The sequence below is a fragment of the Pontixanthobacter gangjinensis genome (assembly GCF_009827545.1).
Lineage (GTDB): Bacteria > Pseudomonadota > Alphaproteobacteria > Sphingomonadales > Sphingomonadaceae > Pontixanthobacter > Pontixanthobacter gangjinensis.
The window spans coordinates 2,854,937-2,875,329 of record NZ_WTYS01000001.1 but is presented as its reverse complement, the minus strand read 5'-3'; the positions used below and the strand labels follow the sequence as shown (position 1 = coordinate 2,875,329).

The following is a 20,393-nucleotide window of genomic DNA, read 5'->3' as shown; positions in this document are numbered from 1 at the left end:
GATGAGAACTCTTTTTGCAGCTTTGTTCACCGGAACGATATTTGGCGCAGGCCTGACATTGTCCGATATGGTCAATCCCGCCCGCGTTATCGCATTTCTCGATTTGTTCGGGAATTGGGACCCGTCGCTGGCAATTGTGATGGGCGGCGCCCTGATACCTTCTGCTATCGGCTATTTGCTGGTTCGGCGGATGGAACGGCCGCTGTTCCACAATGCATTCCACATTCCCGAAAACCGGACTATCGACCGGCAGTTGATGATTGGCGGCGCGATGTTTGGCGCGGGCTGGGGCCTGGCCGGATACTGTCCGGGACCGGCGCTGGCTGGACTGGCCTTCGGAACATGGCAAACGGCGCTGTTCGTCGCGGCGATGGTTGCCGGAATGTGGCTGCACGGCTTCTTGACCGATCGAAAGCCTCATCTCCTTCAAGCTCTTTCAAGTTAGGATATCAAAATGGAACTGAACCAGATTTGTGATGAATTTTCCGCGACCGGGCAAATTTCGCCCGCCGACCTACAGCAGATCGCCGCTGCCGGTTTCAAAACAATTGTCGATAACCGGCCTGATGGCGAGGCTCCCGATCAACCATCCTCTGCAGACATGGAAGCCGCGGCGCACAAGCTCGGGCTGGGCTTTGCCTATATCCCGATCATTCCTGGACAATTGAGCGAGCATGAGGCGCAGGAGCTGCGCCAAGTGATGGCGACAATGCAGGCTCCTGTGCTTGGCTATTGCCGGTCAGGCGCACGCACGGCTGCGCTATGGCAATTGTACAGCAATTTGCCTGCTGACCCGCCGAAATTGGGTTCCTGAAGATGAAAAGTGTCCGGCTGGCGCGCTATTTCCCAATACTCGATTGGGGCCGCAATTACAGCAGGGACACATTGAGCGCAGATATGTTGGCGGCGATAATCGTCACCATCATGTTGATCCCGCAAAGCTTGGCCTATGCCTTGCTGGCAGGCTTACCGCCGGTCGTCGGCCTCTATGCCTCAATTCTGCCGCTGATTGCCTATGCGATCTTTGGGACAAGCAGGACGCTTGCCGTCGGGCCGGTCGCTGTGGTGTCGCTGATGACTGCATCTGCGGCAGGTGCGATTGCAGCGCAAGGCACGTCCGAATATCTCGAAGCCGCGATTACTTTGGCGGCGCTTTCAGGTGTGATGCTGGCGGTTCTTGGATTGCTGAGGCTAGGCTTCCTTGCCAATCTACTGTCGCATCCGGTGATTTCAGGCTTCATCACCGCCAGCGGTATTCTGATTGCGACCAGTCAGCTGAAGCATATTCTCGGCATATCTGCAGGCGGCGATAATTGGCCTGAAATGCTTTCTGGGCTTGCCAGTGCAATCGGAGAAACCAATCCTTGGACCTTGGTGCTGGGCATTGCCGCGACGATATTCCTATTCTGGGTCCGCAGCGGAGCCAAACCGTTTCTAGAAAAGGTGGGACTATCTCCCCGCGCCGCGACAATGACCGCAAAGGCGGGGCCAGTGTTAGCGGTTATTGCAACCATTATCGCGGTCATTACTCTCGATCTTGCATCGCGGGGGGTCAAGCTGGTGGGGGCGATCCCGCAAGGCTTGCCGCCTTTCACCGTGCCGAGCGTTGATCCAGGTCTGATCGCACAATTATGGGTTCCAGCGTTGCTCATTTCGATCATCGGCTTTGTCGAAAGCGTCTCTGTGGCTCAAACGCTTGCTGCCAAGCGCCGACAACGGATTACTCCCGATCAGGAACTGATCGGTTTGGGCGCATCAAATATCGCCTCGGCTTTTTCTGGTGGCTACCCTGTCACTGGCGGCTTCGCCCGTTCTGCTGTGAATTTTGATGCCGGGGCGCAAACGCCTGCTGCTGGCGCGTATACTGCGGTGGGTATCGCGCTGGCCACGCTGTTCCTCACCCCGCTGCTATTCAACTTGCCAATTGCGACGCTGGCCGCCACGATCATAGTTGCAGTGCTCAGCCTGGTCGATCTCAAGACACCAGTCCATTTGTGGCATTATTCCAAGGCTGATTTCACTGCGCACATCGCGACCATCGGGGTAACACTCGCCGCCGGGGTAGAATTGGGTGTGATTGCCGGTGTCGGCACTGGCCTGTTGCTGTATTTGTGGAAAGCATCGCGCCCTCATGCGGCAATAGTCGGCCGGGTGCCGGGAACCGAACATTTTCGCAATGTCGAACGGCATCACGTCTTCACTATGCCCGAAATAGTCTCAATCCGGGTCGATGAAAGCCTGACTTACCTAAACGCCAGATGGCTGGAGGAGTTCGTGCTCGAACGTGTCGCGGAACGGCCTGAATTGCAGCATGTCATACTGATGTTTTCAGCCGTCAATTCGGTCGATGCCTCTGGATTGGAAAGCCTTGAGGCGATCGCTCACAGGCTGACCGATGGCGCCATCGAATTGCATCTTTCCGAAGTCAAAGGCCCGGTTATGGATCGCCTCGCTGATACCGGCTTCGTTAAAGAATTGAGCGGCAAGCTCTTTTTGTCTCAGGCGGATGCGTTCAGCACAATTGCCGCACAAGTGGAGGCGACCAAAGATGGCGATCCATTCCAGACTTGTTACGTGATTTGAGCAATCCGCGGGCTTAGATCCTCTCGGTTTTGCGTGACTTTACAGGCTTAATCAGCTTTGAAAGCAAAATGGTTCAAGAAACAGCCGCTGGCGCGCATTCGGTTCTGGAAGTCATCCAGCCTGCAATAATCCTGCTGGGGCTTGGCATCATCGCTGCGCTTGGCGCGAAGATATGCCGCCTTAATCCAATTGTTGGTTACATCGTGCTCGGTCTTGGCCTGTCCTTTGCCGGTTACGCGGAGATGTTCGAAGGGTCGGTGGTTGAGGCGCTCGCCGAGGCAGGCGTGATGTTCCTGCTATTTAATCTTGGCCTCCATTTCTCGATTGCGCGGATACGGGAGGAAGCCTCCAACATATTCGGCTTTGGTTCTTTGCAGATGCTGATTGCAGGTGGGGGCTTTACCGGCCTCGGTCTGCTGCTGGGTTTGCCGCCAGTCGCTGCAATTTTGGGCGGCTTTGCCATGGGGCTATCGTCGACAGCAGTGGTGATCGGTGTGATTAAGGAGCGCGATCAGGAGGATTGCCCGGTCGGACGCGCGGCGCAATCAATCCTGATCTTTCAGGATATTGCGGCGATTATGCTACTGGTTGTCGCAGGCAGCTTGGGTACGGGCGATGCGCTGGGTGTTTCGCTTGGTATTGCGCTGGTCAAGGCGATTGCTGCATTCGGGGTAGCAGTGCTGTTCGCGCGCTATCTCACCGAGCCATTATTCAGGATCGTCACCCGGATCGACAGCAGCGAAGTGCTGACAGCGACAGCTTTGTTTCTCGCTTTAGCTGCGGGATGGGTCACCGGCTTGATTGGTCTTTCCCTAACACTCGGTGCGTTTTTGGGCGGGGTGGCGCTGGCAGATTCTCGCTACCGCTTGCTTGTCCAGACAGAAATCGAGGCGTTTCGCGGACTGTTCCTCGGCTTCTTCTTTATGACCGTTGGTCTGTCGCTTGATCCCGATGTTATTCGGGGCGATTGGCATTTGATATTGGCTGCGACGTTGGCGCTGGTGGCGCTCAAATGTTTGTTCAATATCCTTGCCGGGCTGGCTAATCGATGGTCGGTGCCAGGTTCGATTCAATTGGGTTTCTTGCTTGGGCAAGGGTCCGAATTCGCGCTGGTGCTATTTTCTTTGCCAGCGGTCGCCGCTTTGTTCGGAGCGAAAGCACTGGCGATAGTAGTCTCGGCAATCGCGCTCAGTTTGGCGTTAACGCCCGCGATTTCCAATATTGGGCGCAAATTAGCGGGTAAACTGCGGCGCGGACCAACCGACGAAAAGCTCGCCGGAGACAACGCGCCGATCTTGCTGATCACTCTTGGCGAAACAGGCCGCAAAGTGGCTGATATGCTGGGTGAGGCTGAGATCGATTATCTCGCCATCGAATATGATCGGGAGCGGTTCGAACAGGCGTTGGCCGATGGCTACCCCGTCCACTTTGCGCCAGTTGGCGATCCGCGCAGCTGGCAAGCCTTGGGGGTTGCCAAGCGCCAAGGCGTGGTAGTCGCGCAAGGATCTATGGAACGGGTGCTGGAAATCGGCCCGCTTATCCGTGACCACGCGCCTGAAATCACGCGCATTATCGGCATTCACGGTATGGCTGAATATCCAGAGATCGAAGACGACCGGACGGTGTTTATTGATATCGCCGAAGCTGGCGGCGCAGAGGCGATATTTGCTGAGGTTCTAACTCTGTTGAGCCTACAGGATGCCGGTGATCAGGCCGGGCTGGCAGCCTGATTAATCCAGAGCATCGCCGGGCTTTGCATCAAGCCAGCGCGCAAATTGAACAAAGCCCATGATCAGGAATGGCACCAGCACGAACGACAAAACGACTTTTGCCAGCATCTGGCCGAGCAGTAATTCAGTGATGTCGAATTCGCCATAGAACGCCAAGGTTATGAATATAACAGAATCGATTGCTTGGCTTAGGGCAGAGGCGATTGCCCCGCGGACCATCAAACTGATGGTCCCCTGATCGCCCGAGCCGCGTAATTTTGAGAATATCCAGACATTGAGCAAAAGCGAGACAAGATAGGCGGCGGGGCCTGCCAGCCATACGCGCCACAATTGCTGGTGGACATATTCAAATGCGGCGAGATCGTCTGGCCTGTATTGAACCATTTCGCTTGATGCTGGCAGAACCAGCACCAATTGCATCAGCAACGACGACACACCCAGCGGCACGAAGCCCCACCAAACAATCCGGTTCGCAAGCTTGTCACCATAAAGCTGTGCAACTGTGCTCGAAATCACGACCAAGATCAGAAATGCAAAAATGCCGGCTTCCACCGCGAGGTTGCTGGGCCAAAGCTGGATTTGCTTATACGCAAGCACGCCTGCGACCACGGTCATTCCGCCGTATAGTAGCAGCATAAACAGGAGCGCGCGGGTAATGGCTGGCGGAGATGTTTGTTGGTCCATCACGCACGATTATTGGTTCGCACAGCAAAAGGGAAGCCACCTGCTTAACCGGACCTGTGGGTAGTGGGTTTGACTGGCGGCGCACAAAAGGCGACATCGGCATCTTCAAGAATCGGCACCGAAAGATATTATGCACCCGGTATTGACCAGCCTTCTCGGCATTCTCGCGATCCTCGCAGCGGCGTTTCTGCTTTCAACCGGCAAAAAGCGAATACGGCTGCGCGTGGTCGGTGCCGCCTTTGGATTGCAAGCAGTACTTGCCTTTCTCGTGCTTCGTACGCCTTGGGGTGTGGCCGCAATCCAGACCATGTCGGACGGTGTGGCCGCGTTGTTATCCTATGCCGATGCGGGCACATCCTTCCTGTTCGGGCAAGACAACCCGTTGGCAAATACATTTGCCTTGGGCGCTCTGCCGGTGATCGTGTTCTTCGCGTCGCTGGTATCCATACTCTATTATCTCGGCATCATGCAGCGGGTCGTGCGCTGGGTTGGCGGAGCAATCGGATGGCTTACGGGCATCAGCAAAGTCGAGGCGCTAGGTGCTGCGGCCAATATCTTTGTCGGCCAGTCGGAAAGTCCTCTTGTGGTGCGTCCGTATCTGGCTGCGTTATCACCCTCGCGCTTGTTTACACTGATGACTGTCGGGATGGCCGGGGTCGCGGGCACAATTCTGGCTGCCTATGCTGGTCTGCTTGGCAGCGAGTATCTGCCATTTTTGCTGGCGGCGGCCTTTATGTCCGCGCCGGGCGGCATTCTGATGGCCAAAATCATCATGCCTGACGATGGCGAAGATGCGCATGATACAGATGATGTGACTTTGCCCAAGAGCCGGATAAGCTCTGAAGGACCAGCCGCTATCACCGAAGGCGGCAAGGCGCATGAGGTAGAGGTTGCTGAGACTTTCGAAGAGGGCCAGCAACCTGCCAACGTTATCGAAGCAGCAGCCCAAGGCGCGCAAACCGGCGTAAAGCTGGCGGTCGCGGTGGGTGCGATGGTGCTGGCATTTGTCGCGCTGGTCGCATTGGCCAATGGTTTGCTTGGTTCGGCCGGCAGCCTGTTTGGCATGCCTGACCTGTCATTCCAGCAAGTGCTTGGTTGGGTGTTTGCGCCGGTCATGTATATGATCGGTATTGCTGATTGGGATCAAGCGCAGGTCGCTGGTGGGTTGTTCGGTACCAAAATTGTGCTCAATGAATTCGTGGCGTTTATCGAACTTGGTCAACTACAAGGCCTGACCGACCGCAGCCGGGCAATCATCACCTTTGCATTGTGCGGTTTTGCCAATTTCAGCTCGATTGCAATCCAGATGGCAGTGACAGGCGGCCTTGCGCCCAACCAGCGGCCCGTAATCGCCAAGCTAGGCCTGAGGGCACTCGCTGCGGGCTCTCTTGCCAACTTGATGAGTGCGGCATTGGCTGGGTTATTTCTGCCATATTAAAATGGGGCCGAATCCCCTAAGATAGCGTTATGACTGACATAGCATCCGTATCTATCGCTCGCCCTCTGTCCGAATTGGCCGATGAGCTAGGCACCAGTTTCGCCGAATATGGTTTCGCGGTAATTCGCGACCACGGTATTCCAGCCGATCTGATCGCCCGCGCAGAAGAAATGTCGAAGGCATTCTTTGCGCTGCCCGACGAAACCAAGCGGTCCTATATTCTGGCGGGTGGCGGGGGTGCCCGCGGATACACGCCGTTCGGGACAGAAAAAGCCAAGGATGCATCGGTGCATGATCTGAAAGAGTTCTGGCATGTCGGGCGTGATTTGCCAGCGGATCATCCTTTGGCAGAATATATGGCTCCCAATATTTGGCCGGTTGAAGTCAGCGGATTTCGCGAGACCTTTGAAGCTCTCTATGCCGCATTCGACGAGGCTGGACGCAAGGTTTTGAGCGCCATCGCCCTTCATTTGGGGCTCGATGAACATTTCTTCGATGCGACGGTGGAAGACGGCAATTCCGTTATGCGCCTGCTTCGCTACCCCCCCTTGGAAGGTGCCGAAGCGGAAGGTGCTATTCGCGCAGCCGCGCATGGTGACATCAACACCATAACTTTGCTGCTGGGAGCAGAAGAGGCCGGACTTGAGTTACTGAAAGCCGATGGCGAATGGCTCGCAATCGATCCGCCTGAGGGAGCATTGGTCGTCAATATCGGCGATATGCTCGACCGTCTGACCAATGGAAGATTGGTTTCGACGAAACACCGTGTGGTTAATCCCAAGGGTGAGGCAGCCTATCGTGCACGATATTCGATGCCCTTCTTTCTGCATTTCCGGCCTGATTATATGATCGAGACATTGCCATCATGCGTGGATGAAAATGCTCCGCCGCCGATTTCGAGTCACGAGTTTCTGTTGCAACGACTCCGCGAGATTAACCTGGCCTGATTCGGTTCAATAGCGCAACCGGTTACATCTGGAATCAGATTGGTTGAGTCGTGTTGCATTGCAGCAACAGGATTAAACGCCTAAAAAACATGGCTTTTTTGTGTTTGTCAGTGCTTGTGAATAAGTTTCCGAGCATACGTCATGATTTGGTCACAAAAACACCTTTTGCACAGCATGGTTCGCACCTAACGGGCGCATATCTATTCTCAAAGCTACCCTGATCGTCACGCAAGGACTGATTTTCATGAAACTCAAATATCTCTTGGCTGCCAGCGTTGTCAGCCTGTCTGCAACCGCAATGGTGGCGGCTCCGGCATCCGCACAAAGCATCACATCCGGCGTTGAAGGTCAGGTAACTGATTCTGATGGCATGCCGCTCGCTGGCGCGACCATTCGCGTTACCGATACGCGCACCGGCCAGACCCGCACATTGACAGCAGACAGCGACGGTTCGTTCCGTACTGCGTCGCTGGTTCCAGGCGGACCCTACACCATCACAGTCACTGCTGCCGGTTATGAAGGGCAGTCGGTTGAAGGGCAGTTCATCACCGTCTCTGGCAACACCGACTTCACTTTCGAACTCGCAGCTTCGACTGCTGCAGAAGGCGATTTCATTGTTGTTACCGGTGAGCGCGCCAATGTGCAGCAGCTCGCTGTTGGACCGGGCACCGCGTTCAGCACCGAAACGCTTGAAGCATTCCCAAGCATATCGCGCGACGTTCGTGACATTATCCGTCTCGACCCGCGTGTCAGCCTTGAGCGTGAAAATGAAGTCGACCGTATTTCGTGCCTTGGCGGTAATGACCGTTCGAACACTTTCACTGTTGACGGGATCGTCCAGGCGGACGTGTTCGGATTGAACGGCACGCCATTTGCAGCGCGCAACGCGTTGCCACTGCCATTCGATGTGATCCGCGAAACTTCAGTTGAATTCGCGCCGTTTGACGTTGAATATTCCGACTTCACTGGTTGCTTGGTCAATGTTGTTACCAAGTCGGGTGAGAACAAGTTCCACGGCAGCGCATTCTTCACATACCGCAGCGACAGCCTTCGCGGTGATTCGCTCGATGGGCGCGATGACATCGCTTCGCCATTTGAAGAAAAGCGTTGGGGTGCGACCCTTGGTGGTCCGATCATTCCTGATCGCTTGTTCTTCTACGCTGGTTATGAAGAAACCGATCTTGGCAACGCCAATGAGTTCGGTCCACTCGGCGCAGGCTTTGCCAATGAAGCAGAGTTCGTTGACCAAGGTCAGTTCGATCGCTTCGCGCAAATCGCGAACAACGTATATGGTCAGGATGTTGGCGGTTACCCAGTAACGCTTCCTGAATCTTCGGTTCGTTATTTCGGCCGTCTTGATGCCTACATCACTGACGATCACCGCCTCGAAGCAACGTATCAGAAGCTTAAAGAAACCAACGTTGAAGCCGACTTTGGCGGTGACAACCTTACTGGCTTGAACAGCTTTGAAGATGAAGGCACGCAGTCGGATTACTATTCGGTTCGCTTGTATTCCGATTGGAGCGATAAGATTTCGACCGAGTTGCGCGTGAGCCGCTCGGAAGTTTCAGACGTTCAAGGCCCAGTTGGCTTTGGTGAAGCGCAATCCGACAATCCTACAACGCGTTTGGTTGTGGGCGTAAGCCAACCCGGAACAGATGGTATCTTGGGTACGGCTGATGACGATAACGGTATTCTGAGCACTGGCCCGGGCATCTTCCGCTCGGCCAACGCTTTGGAAAGCCAAGTCGATCAAGCCAAGTTCCAGATGAACATTGATGGCGGCGATCACCAGTTCAAAATTGGTGCCGAAATCAACTCACTGGAAGTTTACAACCTGTTCGCTATCAATGCGACGGGTTCACTCTACTTTTCGAACCTCGATGATTTCGAAAACGGTATCCTGTCGCAAGGCTTCACTTTCTTCCCTGATGCGGACGAAGTTGTGTCGGGCGCTGCCTATGGTGCGGATATCAATGCCACACCGAGCGGTGACATCAATGAAGCAGCTGCAACCTTCAAGCGTCAGATCTACTCGGTCTATGCTCAAGACGAATGGCAGGCGACTGACCAACTCGCGATTACCGCAGGCCTGCGTGTTCAGTGGTTCGATGGTGACGCACCGCGCGTCAACCCGAACTTCTTCAACCGTTATGGCTTCACCAATGCCAACGGCTTCAGCAAGCTTGATCCGCTGATCCTGCCACGTTTCTCGGCTACTTATGAGCTCGACAATAGCGGCTTCTTCAGCAATTCACGGGTTACTGGCGGCGTCGGCATCTTCTCTGGTGGTGATCCGGTCGTCTACTTCTCCAACGCCTTCTCGAACAATGGTTTCTCGAGCGCTCTGGGAACTTCGGTATTCTGCGGAACCACACCGACCAATGTTTTGGATGCTGGCGGTAACTTCACCGGCTTCCCGCAATGTGTTGCTGACTCGGGCTCGGCAACTGCAGCTGCGGGTCGTGCTGACACGCAATCGACTGATCCGAACTTCACGGCTCCGTCGGTTACCCGTGCGAACCTTGGCTTCTCGACCGATTTCGGAACGGAAACCGGCATCTTCAGTGGTTGGAAATTGAATGCTGACTATATCTTTAGTCGGTTCAATGACACGCTGAACTTTGTCGATCTTTCGCAGGTTCCCGATCCAAGCCGCGGCCTTAACGGCTTCACGGTTGACGGTCGTCCGATCTATCGTGCGATTGACCCAAGCAACACCGGCTGCGACGCAACTTTGCAGGGAACAGGCGGCACACCGCCGACATACACCAATGTTTCGGCAGCTTGCTTCAACACTCGCCGTGATGATGAAATCCAGCTGACCAACGGTCCGAGCTATGACAGCCACATTGCGTCGCTGTTGCTCTCGAAGCGTTTCCGCAGCGGTATCTTCACCGATGGCGGCAGCGTGAACCTTCGCTTTGGTTATGCCTTCACCGATTCAGACAACAACCGGGATAACGGTTCTTCCACTGCAACGTCGAGCTTCGACCGGACAGCAGCGTTTGACCGTCAAAACCCGGCTGTATCGACTTCCAACTTTGAAACTCGCCACAACTTCACTGCTGCGGTTAGCTTCAAGGAAGAGTTCTTCGGTGATTACGGAACCCGCCTGGGCATCTTCTTCCGCGCACGTGAAGGCCGTCCATACAGCCTGACCTTCGATGGCGGCGGCGTGTTCAACGACAGCTCGTCGGGCAGCGACAACGCGTTGCTCTACATCCCGACAGGCATCAGCGATCCAAACCTCGACCCAACTTCTGATGCCGCTGCGGTTCAGTCTTTGATCGACTATGTTGGCGCATCGGGCTGTAAATTCACTGCTGGTGAAACCATTGCTCGTAACACTTGCCGCAACCCATGGTCATACGATCTTGATCTACGCTTCAGCCAAGAACTGCCATTCATCGGCAGCTTGACTGGTATTTCGGACGACAAGATTGAACTGTTTGCCGACTTCGACAATTTCCTGAACTTCATCGACGATGGTGCAAATATTTCGCGCTTCCGTGGTGGTTTGGTTGATGTGGTTGACGGCAGCGTTGACAGCCAAGGGCGTTACCGGATTTCGGGCTTCAACCCTGATGACCGTTTGAACATCGGCACCACTTCGTCGATCTGGCGTATCCAAGTTGGTGTTCGTTACGAATTCTAATTCGTAAGTTCATGTACCAGAAGAAAGGCGGCGGCTCCTGCAAAGGGGCCGCCGTCTTCTTTTGGAGACTGGGCGTTTTAGGCTGCGTTCAGCAGTGCTTCGGCCAACCTGAGCCGCTCGGTATTTGGCAAATCGGCTTTCAGGCCTCGTTCCAAGGCGCTTGCTTTTATGCCCAACTCCTCTTCGCCAAACATGCCTGCTGTGCCTGCTAGCTTGTGAACTGTGCGCGCCAGCTCTTCGAGCGACGCGTCGCCGTTCATCCCGCTTCTGATGGCCTGTGACACGGCGGCTAGAGCCTCACTCCTACGGGCCTGCCAAAGTTTTTCCATGGAAGTGACTTTTCCGACTTCGGGACCAACTGCTTCGGGTTCCACTGGCTCGGGTTCCACTGGCTGGGGCTCGAGTATTCCGGATTGGGTCATTGGTTGCGGGGCAATCTCGGGTGGAATTGGCTTGGTTGGCAGCCATTGGCGTAAGGTGTTTTCTAACAGTTCGAACTTTAGCGGCTTGGACAGATGGCCTTGCATACCCGATTGTATCGCGGCCTCCCGATCGTCAGCAAAGGCATTGGCGGTGAGCGCGACAATCGGCAGATCATCGGCACTGATGCCTAGTTCGCGGATGGTTTTTGTGGCGGTGTAGCCGTCGCATTCCGGCATTTGGATATCCATTAGCACCAGATGAAACGGGCGGCCTTGCGCTTTGGCCGTCATCACGGCGGTAACTGCCTTCTGTCCATCTTCGGCCAGCTCGACGTCTTGATCGCAGCGTTCAAGCATCGCCATCACCAAAATTTGGTTTATGTCATGATCTTCGGCGAGCAGGATGCGAGATCCTGCAAGCAGTTCGGTGGTTGCGGCCAATTCTGGTTCTTGCACGACACTTGCGTGGCCATCCGAAATCTTCAACGGAATACGCAGTTCGAATTTGGAGCCTTGCCCCAATGTGCTGGTTGCACTCAGCGAGCCGCCGAGCAATTCGGCCAAATTGCGGCTAATAGGCAAACCAAGTCCCGTTCCGCCATATTTGCGCGAAGTCGATGTATCGCCTTGTTCGAATGGGCGAAAAATTGCATCGAGGCGCTGTTTCTCGATCCCGATACCATTGTCGGTCACGGCAACAACCAAATCATCTCGGTCACATTTCGCCTCTACATAGATATCACCTTCATTGGCGAATTTTACGGCGTTACCGAGCAAGTTGAGGATAATCTGGCGTAACCTCAATCCATCGGTGGTAATCTGCGCGGGCAAATCGTCCGCGACTATGGCCTGCAAAGTAATGTTCTTCTGCACTGCATTGGCTGCGTAAAGTGATAGGCAGGACATGATACAGTCACGAACCTCAACCGGCTCCGGATGCAATTTAACCTGTCCGGCCTCAATTTTGCTTATATCGAGGATATCGTTGAGCAGGCTCATCATGCTGTTGCCCGAGTCCTGAATCAATTTTGCGTGACGGCGTTGCTCTTCGGGTAAATCCGCCTGCAGCAGCAATTCTACAAACCCCAAAACACCATTCATCGGTGTGCGGATTTCATGGCTCATATTGGCTAGGAATTGTGATTTTGCGGAAGCAGCATTTTCAGCGTGGCGCCGTGCGCGCACCAGTTTTTTCTCAAGCCTGATCCTGTCAGAGACGTCGCGGCAGGAAACGATTATCGTTTGTGCTTCGTTGCTCACTGCATCGCGGACCAGAACGCAATCGGCCTCGATGAAAGCGGGGCGCCCCTCTGCGTCGTCTAGCAACCTGCGGTAAGTAAAACGCTCCTTATCGCTCTCTCCCTTAAGCAACCGCATCTGGATTGCGGGGATTGTCTCCATTTCATCGGGATGAATGTTATCGGTTGGCCTGCGACCCAAGAATTCATGCACAGGCCGGCCTAGAACATCGGCCACCGATGCAGAGGCGAAGGTGCATTCACCTTGCATATTATAGCGCATTACTGCGTCAGACATATTGTCTGCCAGCAGGCTCAGGCGAGCTTCGCGATCCTCCAAATTGTCGATCATGCTGCGCTGCTTGTTCAAGATGGCAGCTATAGGCAGGCCGATGATGAAGGCAGTTGCCAGGAAAGCTTGGAGCACCATCAATTGCGCGTCTTGTGAGTGGTCCGATAGATGGATCGGTCCACTCTCCATCCAAGTCAGGAAAGTTGCGATAAATCCGATTTTCAAGATCGCAAGCGCAGTCCCAAGGCTGCCCATTCGAAATGCGTGGACCAGAACCACCAGCGGAATGAGGAAGAGCAAAGGAAATTGGGTCTGGCTGAAGACGACGATAGTTACGGCCGAACTACAGGCAAATATCACCGGCCATTCAACCAGTTCCAACTTGGTCAGACGGCGCGGCGCGCGCGCGGCATCGATGAAAATGAGAAGGCTTGGTGCTATCAGGATCATGCCAAGGCCATCGGTGACGAGCCATTTGAGCCAGGCCGGAGCAAGCGGAATGCCGGCCATATCCAGCACCAGCATGGCCAGCGTTGCAGCGACTGCAGGCGCGCAGATTCCGGCGAAAAACACGAATTGCATCAAATCATCAATGCGCCGCATGTCGGGATGCCTGCCGGTGAATCGCCGGGTGAGCGCGAGTGCTACCGAGATCTCAATCGCATTGCAGAAGGCAAGTGCTGCAGCGATTTCTGGCGCATCCCCCGCAAGGAGGTTTGCGGAAACATTTCCTGCCCACATCATTAGAAGAAAAACGGCTTCGTGGCGGACTTTCCACCGCAATAAGATCGCCACTGCAATCGCGTTGGGAATCCAGACCATCGCAATCCGGCCATTGCCGCGAGTGAGTTCGATCGCGGCGAAAGCAATTACGCCAAACAATATGGCAGCGATCAAATAGCGCGTAAAACTCGCAGCCAGTTTGGCCGGCTGGAAAGCAGTGGTGCCCATCAGTTTTGACTGCGTTTCTACGCCAATACCCAATCCAATTGCCATCGCCAGCCTCCTGACAATGCGCTATAGGTAGCGATGGTCAGTGAATTGGAGCAGGCCGGCTAGGGAAGAATGCGTAGAGTTGAGATGGCGGATACAACCAGGTTTTCCAACATTAAGCGCAAGCCGAAAGCCAGCACGATCATTCTGATTGTCTTGCTGCATATTCTGGCAATTTATGGCTTGGCAAGGGCTTTCGCGCCCGGTGCGATGGAATCGGTCGAGCGTAGCGTTGTCTCCGTTTTCGAAGTGACAATTACCACACCTGAAGAAGAGCCTCCGGTGAATGAGCCGGTTCCCGATGAAGGCGCTTCGGGAGAAGAGGGCAAGAAGGCGGTACCCAAGCCAACGTCCGCACCCGAGACGATTATTAAACGTGATAAGCCGATGCCCAAAGCTACTTCTACTGGAAAAGCGAACACCTCGGGTGCCAAAGACCAAGGTGAGGGCTCAGGCGGGGCGGGTAGCGGCGATGGCACTGGCAGCGGGCGTGGTGGTGACGGGATGGGCAGCGGAGCAGCAACCAAGGCTGAAAAAATTTCTGGAGATATCAGCAGGGCGTCAGACTATCCCATTCCCGAAGGTGGACGCAAAGCGCGTGTGGGCACTTCGGTCAGCATTGCGATCACAGTCGGAACCGACGGTGTGCCAAAATCCTGCCGTGTGTTTCGGCCCGGTCCATTCCCGGAAACAAATGTCCGGACTTGCGAACTGGCCATGCAACGTTTCCGGTTCAAACCTGCAACCAATCGCAACGGCGACGCGATTGAGTCAGTTTTTGGCTGGAAACAAGACTTCTTCAATTGATTGCGAGTAGGGAGTGGCTCGAATGATTTGGAGCGTGATGCAGCAAATATGATCCATCCGGTAATCTTGTGCGGGGGCATTGGCTCTCGTCTGTGGCCGCGCAGCAGGGCTGCAAAGCCCAAGCCGTTCTTGCCGCTTGTCGGCAGCAGCAGCCTGTTTGAAGCAACGCTGGAGCGGTGCAGCAATACGCATCTCTTCGCGCCGCCCTGCATTGTCACTGGTGCCGCCCATTTGGAGCATGTCGAAGCGCAATTGGGGGGCCGTGAAGGTGCCACCATCATCGTTGAGCCGGAGGGCAAGAACACCGCGCCGGCAATCGCCCTGGCAGCATTGAGGATGAATGCTGATGCGGTCATGCTGGTTTGCCCCAGCGATCACCATATTGATGATGAGGTTGCATTTCGGGCCGCTGCCGAATCCGCCGCTGCGCTTGCCGATCAAGATTGGTTGGTTGCGTTCGGCATAGAGGCCACGAAGCCCGAAACCGGCTATGGTTATATCAAGCAAGCGGAACCGCTGGGATCAGGCTTCCAAATTGCCAATTTCGTTGAAAAGCCCGATCTGGCGACCGCCCAATCCTTTCTGGACAGCGGCGGATACAGTTGGAACGGCGGCATCTTCGCGCTGCGTGCTGGCGCATTTCTAGACGAACTCACGCGCTTCCGGCCTGAAATGATGGCTGATTTACGTGCGGCAGTCGAAGCTGGTTCATTACAAGGACGATCATTCTACCCGGCGCCAGAGCCATTCTCACGAATCAAAGGTGAATCCATTGACTACGCTGTGATGGAGGGAACCGACCGTGCCGCCATGGTGCCGGTCAATATGGGTTGGTCCGACATCGGCAATTGGGAAGCTTTGCGCGATGCGAGGGCGCGCGATGCCGATGGCAACAGCGTGACCGGGAAAGCCGAATTGGTGGACTGCCGCAATGTGCTGGTGGAAAGTAACGGCCCGCGCGTGTCGGCAATCGGGTTGGAAGACATTATCATCATCGTCGATGGCGACGAGGTTTTGGTAACCAGTAGCGCCGGAGCACAGAAAACAGGCACTCTCGAAGGCGCTAAATCGCAATAGTCTGGGTTTCTCCGCAGGACATTTGTGCAGTAGGCCGATTGCACTAGATGTACTATTCGGACTCACAATGAAAAGTACGTCGCTATGATCGCAGAGACAATTCAGACCGCGCTGACGCCCGTATTCGTCTTGGTTGCGATAGCGAGTATCCTGAATTTCCTGACTACACGTCTGGGGCGTGTGGTCGATCGTTCACGTGATCTGCAAAAGCGACATGGTGAAACATCGGGGCCCGAACATGACATGATCGTGTGTGAAATGCGGGTTATAGATAAGCGGATTGAATTGACCGGCAGAGCAATCCTGATGTTGGTCTTGAGCGGCCTCAGTATAGGAGCGACCGTAGTCATTTTGTTTCTGCAAGGTTTCACCGGCACCGATCTGGAGCAAGTCGTCGCAGGTGTATTCATCCTGTCGGTAGCGTTGCTGCTGGTCGGGCTGGTTCTGTTCTTGATGGAAACCCGCGAAGCGTCCGCCTCGCTTAGAATTCCGGCAACCTATCTGGAGCTCGACCGCCGATTATAGCAGCGAATTAACCGTCAGAAGGCGGTGCGAGCATTTTCTGGCCTTGCTGCTTGATCGCATTCTTGATTATTGGCTCCACAAAGCTGAGCGCCATTGGCAGGGCGATTTGAAATACCAGCTGACCGTCCTCGATATCAACCACGCCTTTGAGATCCTGCCCCATTGCGCTGACATTGATGCCCATCCGATCTTCACCCGCCCAATTCGTTTCGACCTTGGCCATTCCGCCAGGAATATGGTCGGCGATTTCATGGCTGCGATCACGCAGGCGGTTGCGGACTTCTTCGCGCGGCAAATCATGCGGAATTGCGACGCGCATCAGGCTTTCTCGCCCGAAGTGTCGTGATTTTCGCCATATTTATATTCGAGATAGCGAGTCTTGATTGCCAGATCGTCAAGCGATCCTTCCGCCAATTGCCGTGTCACGCTGTCAATTTCCTTACTAATTTTGCCGAGGCTGTCGGTCAATTGTTCGTCCGGTGTCGATCCGGCACGCTTTTCGCTACGCAGATGCGCCGGGATATTGCGATAGGAATCGACCGTTTGCGGCAGAACATCACCCACCAGACTGCGTATTTCGCGCGCGGCGGGATGGTTTTGATCAATCGTTTCCAATTGCAGTCCAAGCGAGTCGAGTTGCACGCCCATATCCTCGACAATTTTGGCGGCTGGCGGCGGCAAGGCAGGCCGTTGATGTTCCAGCCATAATTCGGTCTTGCCAACCATCTGACGGACATCGCCCTTGGTCAAATCAGCCCGTTTTGGAACTTTGATTTTAGGGTAAGCAGAAAGTGCGACTGTTGCTGCCACGATAGCCAGAAAGGTAACCATTATTCCAGTGAAGCCAATGCCGTCGATCACCAAACCGGCGACCATTGCGGCCACAATGATGCCCGCGACCGCCAGCACGATGCGTTTGATTTTGCCCACCACATGCTGGGTTTTCAACTTCGCCGAGCCTTTGCCAATCGATCCGCTGCGGCGATGACGGCCACCTTCGCGGTTATCGTCACGCACGCGGCGGGCCTCTTCAATTACGCGGTCACTGTCGGTGGTCAAATCGTTCATCAGCCTTCCACGGATAGCAAGCTGGATTCGCTAATTTGCTTGCTGGCCTGATTCTGGCCTTCGGCGCGGGCGATGTAGCCTTTGGACTTTTCAACTTCGCCTGACAGCGCATCGACGGTTTGCTTCATCGAATCGAGAGCGCGCAATTTGAAGGTGTCGACTTCATCCATTGTGTCATAAATATTCTGGAATGCGCGTTGCAGCGTTTCCAGCGGGATGGTCGAGGCAGCAGCTTGCTCGTGAATTTTGCCGGTCTGTTCGCGCAGCATGGTCGATGTGCTGTCGATGATACCTGCGGTAGTCTGATTGAGCGCGGTAATCTGGCCCAAGACAAGCCGTTGATTGGTCATCGCCTCGGACACGGTCACTGCCGTGCGCAGCGCGCCGACGGTGGTGGTGCTGGCCCGGTCAACACCTTTGACCAATTCGACATTGTTCTTCTTGACCAGATCAAGCGCGAGATATCCTTGGACGCTGACCGCCATCTGCGTCAGCAAATCCTGTGTGCGCTGGCGGACATAGAACAACGCGGTTTCACGCACGGCTTTGGCCTTTTGCGGGTCGGTCGCGTCCAGCTCGCCGGCTTTTTCTTCAAGCTTTTCATCGAGCGTTTTGGAAATCAGGATCATCTGTTCCAGATTGCCCATCGCTTCCCACAATTTCTGCCGTTCGACATCGATTGCGGCATTATCCATCAGTAGCTCGTCCTTGCCATTGCCAAGCTTGTTGAGGATATCCTGGATATGCGTTTGCGCGCTTTGGTAGCTGCGGAAATAGTTCGTCAGCTTGTTGCCGAACGGTATGATGCCAAGAATCTTGCGCGGCCCGCTCAGCTTGCCCCGCCTGCCCGGGTCAAGGTCTTCGACAACGCGGCGCAATTCCGCCAAATTGGCACCGACGCCTTCATCCTGATCCATCGCCCGAACTGGGCGGTCCAAGAAACGGTTTGAATGGCCAGCCGCGGCCATGATTTCCTTGCGTCCCATGCTGGTCAGCTGATCCACCTTTTTACCGAATTCAGGCGAATTTGCGTCTTCCTTGATCAAATCCATCACAAAACTATCGACCTTGGTCGCCAGTTTAGATTGGATTTCCTCTGATACTGGAACCAGCCCAGCTGCATCAGCGGCCTTGATTTCGGGCACCGGGTCGGGCGCTGTCAATTCAAGGCCAAGGTCAGTGGCAGTTTTTGTCTCGGTTGCACTCATGGGACGAAGCCGGCTCCTTTACATTCACGGCCGTTTGGCGGGCACGCGATAATGAATATTCTACTGTATTAAGGTCATAAGACACGAAGTTCAAGATTTGTGCCTGATATCAATTCATCCGTCCATGCTTTCGTTAATCCGAAGTAGCAGCTACACGCACCAGGTAACGATCAAAGAAGGAATGCATGCCCATGGCGAGCGAAGCACCAGGGAGCACTGACCTTTCATTCGCCCGGGCAATTGTCGGATGGCGGATTTGGTGGCGAGATTCAGTGTTAGGCACCGTCGATCAGTCTGCGGTCATCGAGAAACGGCGCGCGGAATGCAATCTTTCGGCTCGCTATCTGTTTATGACTGCCATGTCTGGCGGCATTGCGATTCTCGGATTGCTGCTATCCTCGCCTGCTGTGGTTATCGGCGCGATGTTGCTTTCACCTCTGATGGATCCAATCATGGGATTGGGCTTTGCCTTGGCGACCGGCGATTATAAATGGCTGAGAAAATCAGCGAAATCACTCGCTTGGGGAACCGTGATGGCGGTTGGTCTATGCGCGCTGGTGGTCTTTCTGTCTCCGCTCAAGGAGATAACCACCGAGATTGCGGCACGGACGCGGCCCAATTTGTTCGATCTACTGGTCGCGTTGTTCTCCGCGCTAGCCGGCGCTTACGCGATGATCCGCGGCCGTGAGGGCACGATTGTTGGCGTGGCTATCGCGACAGCTTTGATGCCGCCGCTTGCGGTGGTCGGCTTTGGCCTTGCAACGTTCAACTGGACGGTCTTTTCCGGTGCATTGCTGCTCTATGTGACGAACCTGATGACTATCGCGCTGACAGCGGCGCTGATGGCGAGGTTGTATGGTTTCCGGACCACCTTGTCGGACCGGCAGACGCAGTTGCAAACGCTGGTGATTGTTGTGGCATTTGTGGGGCTGGCAGTACCGCTTGGTCTGACATTGATAAAGATCGGTCAGGAAGCGAACGGCGCGCGTCAGGTCCGCGCCGAGATTATGAATAATTTTGATGCCAAATCGCGGCTTTCGGCGATGGAAATCAATTGGGATGCCGAGCCCATATCTATTGATGCAACGGTATTTACACCCCGCCTGATTCCTGATGCAGAAGAGCGCAGTAGTCGCGCTCTGGCGCGCGGGCTGGGTAGTCCGGTTAATCTTGTTATCACCCAATATCAGGTTGGCACCAGTGCGAGTGCGGCGGAAGAAGCCCAGCTGGCTAATGCGCGCGCAGCAGAGGAAGCTGCAGCTGCCGAACGCGCTGCTGACCTTTCGAAACGTTTGGCATTGGTCGCGGGCGTGGAGGTTAAAGATGTCATGGTCGACCGACAGAACCGCAGGGCCATGGTTAAAGCCAAGGCTTTAGAAGGCGCGACTTTGGCTGCCTATGCAGAGCTTGAAGGCCGGATCGCGGCGACAGAACCTGAATGGAAGATAGAGTTGGTCCCGCCGCCACGTGCGCTACCCAGCGTAGGGTTTGACGATGGTGAACCTAGCGAGGCTGGGCAAGCTGCAATCAAACTGATCGCCTGGGCCGCTAAACGCGTTGACGCGCCGGTGAAACTGTCTGGTCCAACCGAGCAAGTCAAACGCACGCGCACATTGTTGCTCGAATTGGGTCTGGCCGATGTCCAAGTCGTGGACGGCACGACGGGCGGCAATAATGTTACCGCCCGTTGGGGGGCACCGGGGTCATGAGCGCCGAGACTTAC

16 protein-coding genes are annotated in these 20,393 nt (G+C 55.0%); 11 read left to right on the top strand and 5 right to left on the bottom strand.

Annotation, left to right across the window (positions count from 1 at the left end):
* The first annotated feature begins 1 nt into the window (after nt 1).
* The 4 genes from GRI36_RS13620 (at nt 2) to GRI36_RS13605 (ending at nt 4,313) form a co-directional block, all read left to right on the top strand.
* The gene (locus GRI36_RS13620) at nt 2-445 is read left to right on the top strand and encodes a YeeE/YedE family protein (protein ID WP_160598941.1); all 444 of its coding nucleotides are present in this window, start codon (nt 2-4) and stop codon (nt 443-445) included.
* 9 nt (nt 446-454) lie between these two features.
* Nucleotides 455-814 (top strand): TIGR01244 family sulfur transferase, encoded by a 360-nt coding sequence (locus GRI36_RS13615; RefSeq protein ID WP_160598940.1) that lies wholly within the window; start codon nt 455-457, stop codon nt 812-814.
* A 2-nt stretch (nt 815-816) separates the two neighbouring features.
* On the top strand, nt 817-2,583 hold the full coding sequence (locus GRI36_RS13610; protein WP_160598939.1) for a SulP family inorganic anion transporter: 1,767 nt from the start codon (nt 817-819) through the stop codon (nt 2,581-2,583).
* Between the two features lie 68 nt (nt 2,584-2,651).
* Complete coding sequence (locus GRI36_RS13605) at nt 2,652-4,313, top strand: cation:proton antiporter domain-containing protein (protein WP_160598938.1); 1,662 nt, start codon at nt 2,652-2,654, stop codon at nt 4,311-4,313.
* Here GRI36_RS13605 and GRI36_RS13600 read toward each other — a convergent pair whose 3' ends face one another.
* Nucleotides 4,314-4,997, bottom strand: a complete 684-nt coding sequence (locus GRI36_RS13600) for a queuosine precursor transporter (protein ID WP_160598937.1) — start codon at nt 4,995-4,997, stop codon at nt 4,314-4,316.
* Nucleotides 4,998-5,127: 130 nt separating this feature from the next.
* Here GRI36_RS13600 and GRI36_RS13595 point away from each other — a divergent pair, with 130 nt between their 5' ends.
* From GRI36_RS13595 to GRI36_RS13585, 3 genes are all read left to right on the top strand, one after another.
* Nucleotides 5,128-6,435, top strand: coding sequence for a NupC/NupG family nucleoside CNT transporter (locus tag GRI36_RS13595; protein ID WP_160598936.1), 1,308 nt, complete (start codon nt 5,128-5,130; stop codon nt 6,433-6,435).
* A gap of 29 nt (nt 6,436-6,464) precedes the next feature.
* Nucleotides 6,465-7,382, top strand: a complete 918-nt coding sequence (locus tag GRI36_RS13590) for an isopenicillin N synthase family dioxygenase (RefSeq protein WP_160598935.1) — start codon at nt 6,465-6,467, stop codon at nt 7,380-7,382.
* A 244-nt stretch (nt 7,383-7,626) separates the two neighbouring features.
* On the top strand, nt 7,627-11,040 hold the full coding sequence (locus GRI36_RS13585) for a TonB-dependent receptor (protein ID WP_160598934.1): 3,414 nt from the start codon (nt 7,627-7,629) through the stop codon (nt 11,038-11,040).
* Between the two features lie 77 nt (nt 11,041-11,117).
* On the opposite strand, the gene GRI36_RS13580 is transcribed toward GRI36_RS13585, so the two are convergent.
* Nucleotides 11,118-13,988, bottom strand: coding sequence for an MASE1 domain-containing protein (locus tag GRI36_RS13580; RefSeq protein ID WP_160598933.1), 2,871 nt, complete (start codon nt 13,986-13,988; stop codon nt 11,118-11,120).
* Nucleotides 13,989-14,057: 69 nt separating this feature from the next.
* Between GRI36_RS13580 and GRI36_RS13575 the strand changes: the two genes are divergently transcribed.
* The 3 genes from GRI36_RS13575 (at nt 14,058) to GRI36_RS13565 (ending at nt 16,394) form a co-directional block, all read left to right on the top strand.
* Entirely contained in the window at nt 14,058-14,792 is a 735-nt protein-coding gene (locus GRI36_RS13575) for an energy transducer TonB (RefSeq protein WP_235902294.1), read from the top strand.
* 48 nt (nt 14,793-14,840) lie between these two features.
* Nucleotides 14,841-15,869, top strand: a complete 1,029-nt coding sequence (locus GRI36_RS13570; RefSeq protein ID WP_160598932.1) for a mannose-1-phosphate guanylyltransferase — start codon at nt 14,841-14,843, stop codon at nt 15,867-15,869.
* An 84-nt stretch (nt 15,870-15,953) separates the two neighbouring features.
* The gene (locus GRI36_RS13565) at nt 15,954-16,394 is read left to right on the top strand and encodes a DUF2721 domain-containing protein (RefSeq protein ID WP_160598931.1); all 441 of its coding nucleotides are present in this window, start codon (nt 15,954-15,956) and stop codon (nt 16,392-16,394) included.
* A 7-nt stretch (nt 16,395-16,401) separates the two neighbouring features.
* Here the strand turns inward: GRI36_RS13565 and GRI36_RS13560 are convergent, their stop codons facing one another.
* Genes GRI36_RS13560 through GRI36_RS13550 form a run of 3 tightly spaced genes read right to left on the bottom strand, consistent with a single transcriptional unit; the run spans nt 16,402 to nt 18,670 of the window.
* On the bottom strand, nt 16,402-16,713 hold the full coding sequence (locus tag GRI36_RS13560) for a polyhydroxyalkanoic acid system family protein (protein ID WP_160598930.1): 312 nt from the start codon (nt 16,711-16,713) through the stop codon (nt 16,402-16,404).
* Complete coding sequence (locus GRI36_RS13555; RefSeq protein WP_160598929.1) at nt 16,713-17,462, bottom strand: hypothetical protein; 750 nt, start codon at nt 17,460-17,462, stop codon at nt 16,713-16,715. Before GRI36_RS13555 ends, GRI36_RS13560 begins: the two co-directional genes overlap by 1 nt.
* Nucleotides 17,462-18,670 (bottom strand): toxic anion resistance protein, encoded by a 1,209-nt coding sequence (locus tag GRI36_RS13550; RefSeq protein ID WP_160598928.1) that lies wholly within the window; start codon nt 18,668-18,670, stop codon nt 17,462-17,464. The genes GRI36_RS13555 and GRI36_RS13550 overlap by 1 nt, the downstream gene beginning before the upstream one ends.
* Before the next feature lie 191 nt (nt 18,671-18,861).
* On the opposite strand from GRI36_RS13550, the gene GRI36_RS13545 reads away from it, so the two are divergent.
* Nucleotides 18,862-20,379 carry a DUF389 domain-containing protein gene (locus GRI36_RS13545; RefSeq protein WP_235902292.1) on the top strand — a complete coding sequence of 506 codons (1,518 nt, stop codon included), beginning with the start codon at nt 18,862-18,864 and terminating at the stop codon, nt 20,377-20,379.
* The last annotated feature ends 14 nt before the right edge of the window (nt 20,380-20,393 follow it).

Excerpts from the sequence above, each read along its gene's own strand:
- GRI36_RS13620 (WP_160598941.1), top strand. The coding sequence starts at position 2 with ATGAGAACTCTTTTTGCAGCTTTGTTCACCGGAACGATATTTGGCGCA.
- GRI36_RS13615 (WP_160598940.1), top strand. The coding sequence starts at position 455 with ATGGAACTGAACCAGATTTGTGATGAATTTTCCGCGACCGGGCAAATT.
- GRI36_RS13610 (WP_160598939.1), top strand. The coding sequence starts at position 817 with ATGAAAAGTGTCCGGCTGGCGCGCTATTTCCCAATACTCGATTGGGGC.
- GRI36_RS13605 (WP_160598938.1), top strand. The coding sequence starts at position 2,652 with ATGGTTCAAGAAACAGCCGCTGGCGCGCATTCGGTTCTGGAAGTCATC.
- GRI36_RS13600 (WP_160598937.1), bottom strand. The coding sequence starts at position 4,997 with ATGGACCAACAAACATCTCCGCCAGCCATTACCCGCGCGCTCCTGTTT.
- GRI36_RS13595 (WP_160598936.1), top strand. The coding sequence starts at position 5,128 with ATGCACCCGGTATTGACCAGCCTTCTCGGCATTCTCGCGATCCTCGCA.
- GRI36_RS13590 (WP_160598935.1), top strand. The coding sequence starts at position 6,465 with ATGACTGACATAGCATCCGTATCTATCGCTCGCCCTCTGTCCGAATTG.
- GRI36_RS13585 (WP_160598934.1), top strand. The coding sequence starts at position 7,627 with ATGAAACTCAAATATCTCTTGGCTGCCAGCGTTGTCAGCCTGTCTGCA.
- GRI36_RS13580 (WP_160598933.1), bottom strand. The coding sequence starts at position 13,988 with ATGGCAATTGGATTGGGTATTGGCGTAGAAACGCAGTCAAAACTGATG.
- GRI36_RS13575 (WP_235902294.1), top strand. The coding sequence starts at position 14,058 with ATGCGTAGAGTTGAGATGGCGGATACAACCAGGTTTTCCAACATTAAG.
- GRI36_RS13570 (WP_160598932.1), top strand. The coding sequence starts at position 14,841 with ATGATCCATCCGGTAATCTTGTGCGGGGGCATTGGCTCTCGTCTGTGG.
- GRI36_RS13565 (WP_160598931.1), top strand. The coding sequence starts at position 15,954 with ATGATCGCAGAGACAATTCAGACCGCGCTGACGCCCGTATTCGTCTTG.
- GRI36_RS13560 (WP_160598930.1), bottom strand. The coding sequence starts at position 16,713 with ATGCGCGTCGCAATTCCGCATGATTTGCCGCGCGAAGAAGTCCGCAAC.
- GRI36_RS13555 (WP_160598929.1), bottom strand. The coding sequence starts at position 17,462 with ATGAACGATTTGACCACCGACAGTGACCGCGTAATTGAAGAGGCCCGC.
- GRI36_RS13550 (WP_160598928.1), bottom strand. The coding sequence starts at position 18,670 with ATGAGTGCAACCGAGACAAAAACTGCCACTGACCTTGGCCTTGAATTG.
- GRI36_RS13545 (WP_235902292.1), top strand. The coding sequence starts at position 18,862 with ATGGCGAGCGAAGCACCAGGGAGCACTGACCTTTCATTCGCCCGGGCA.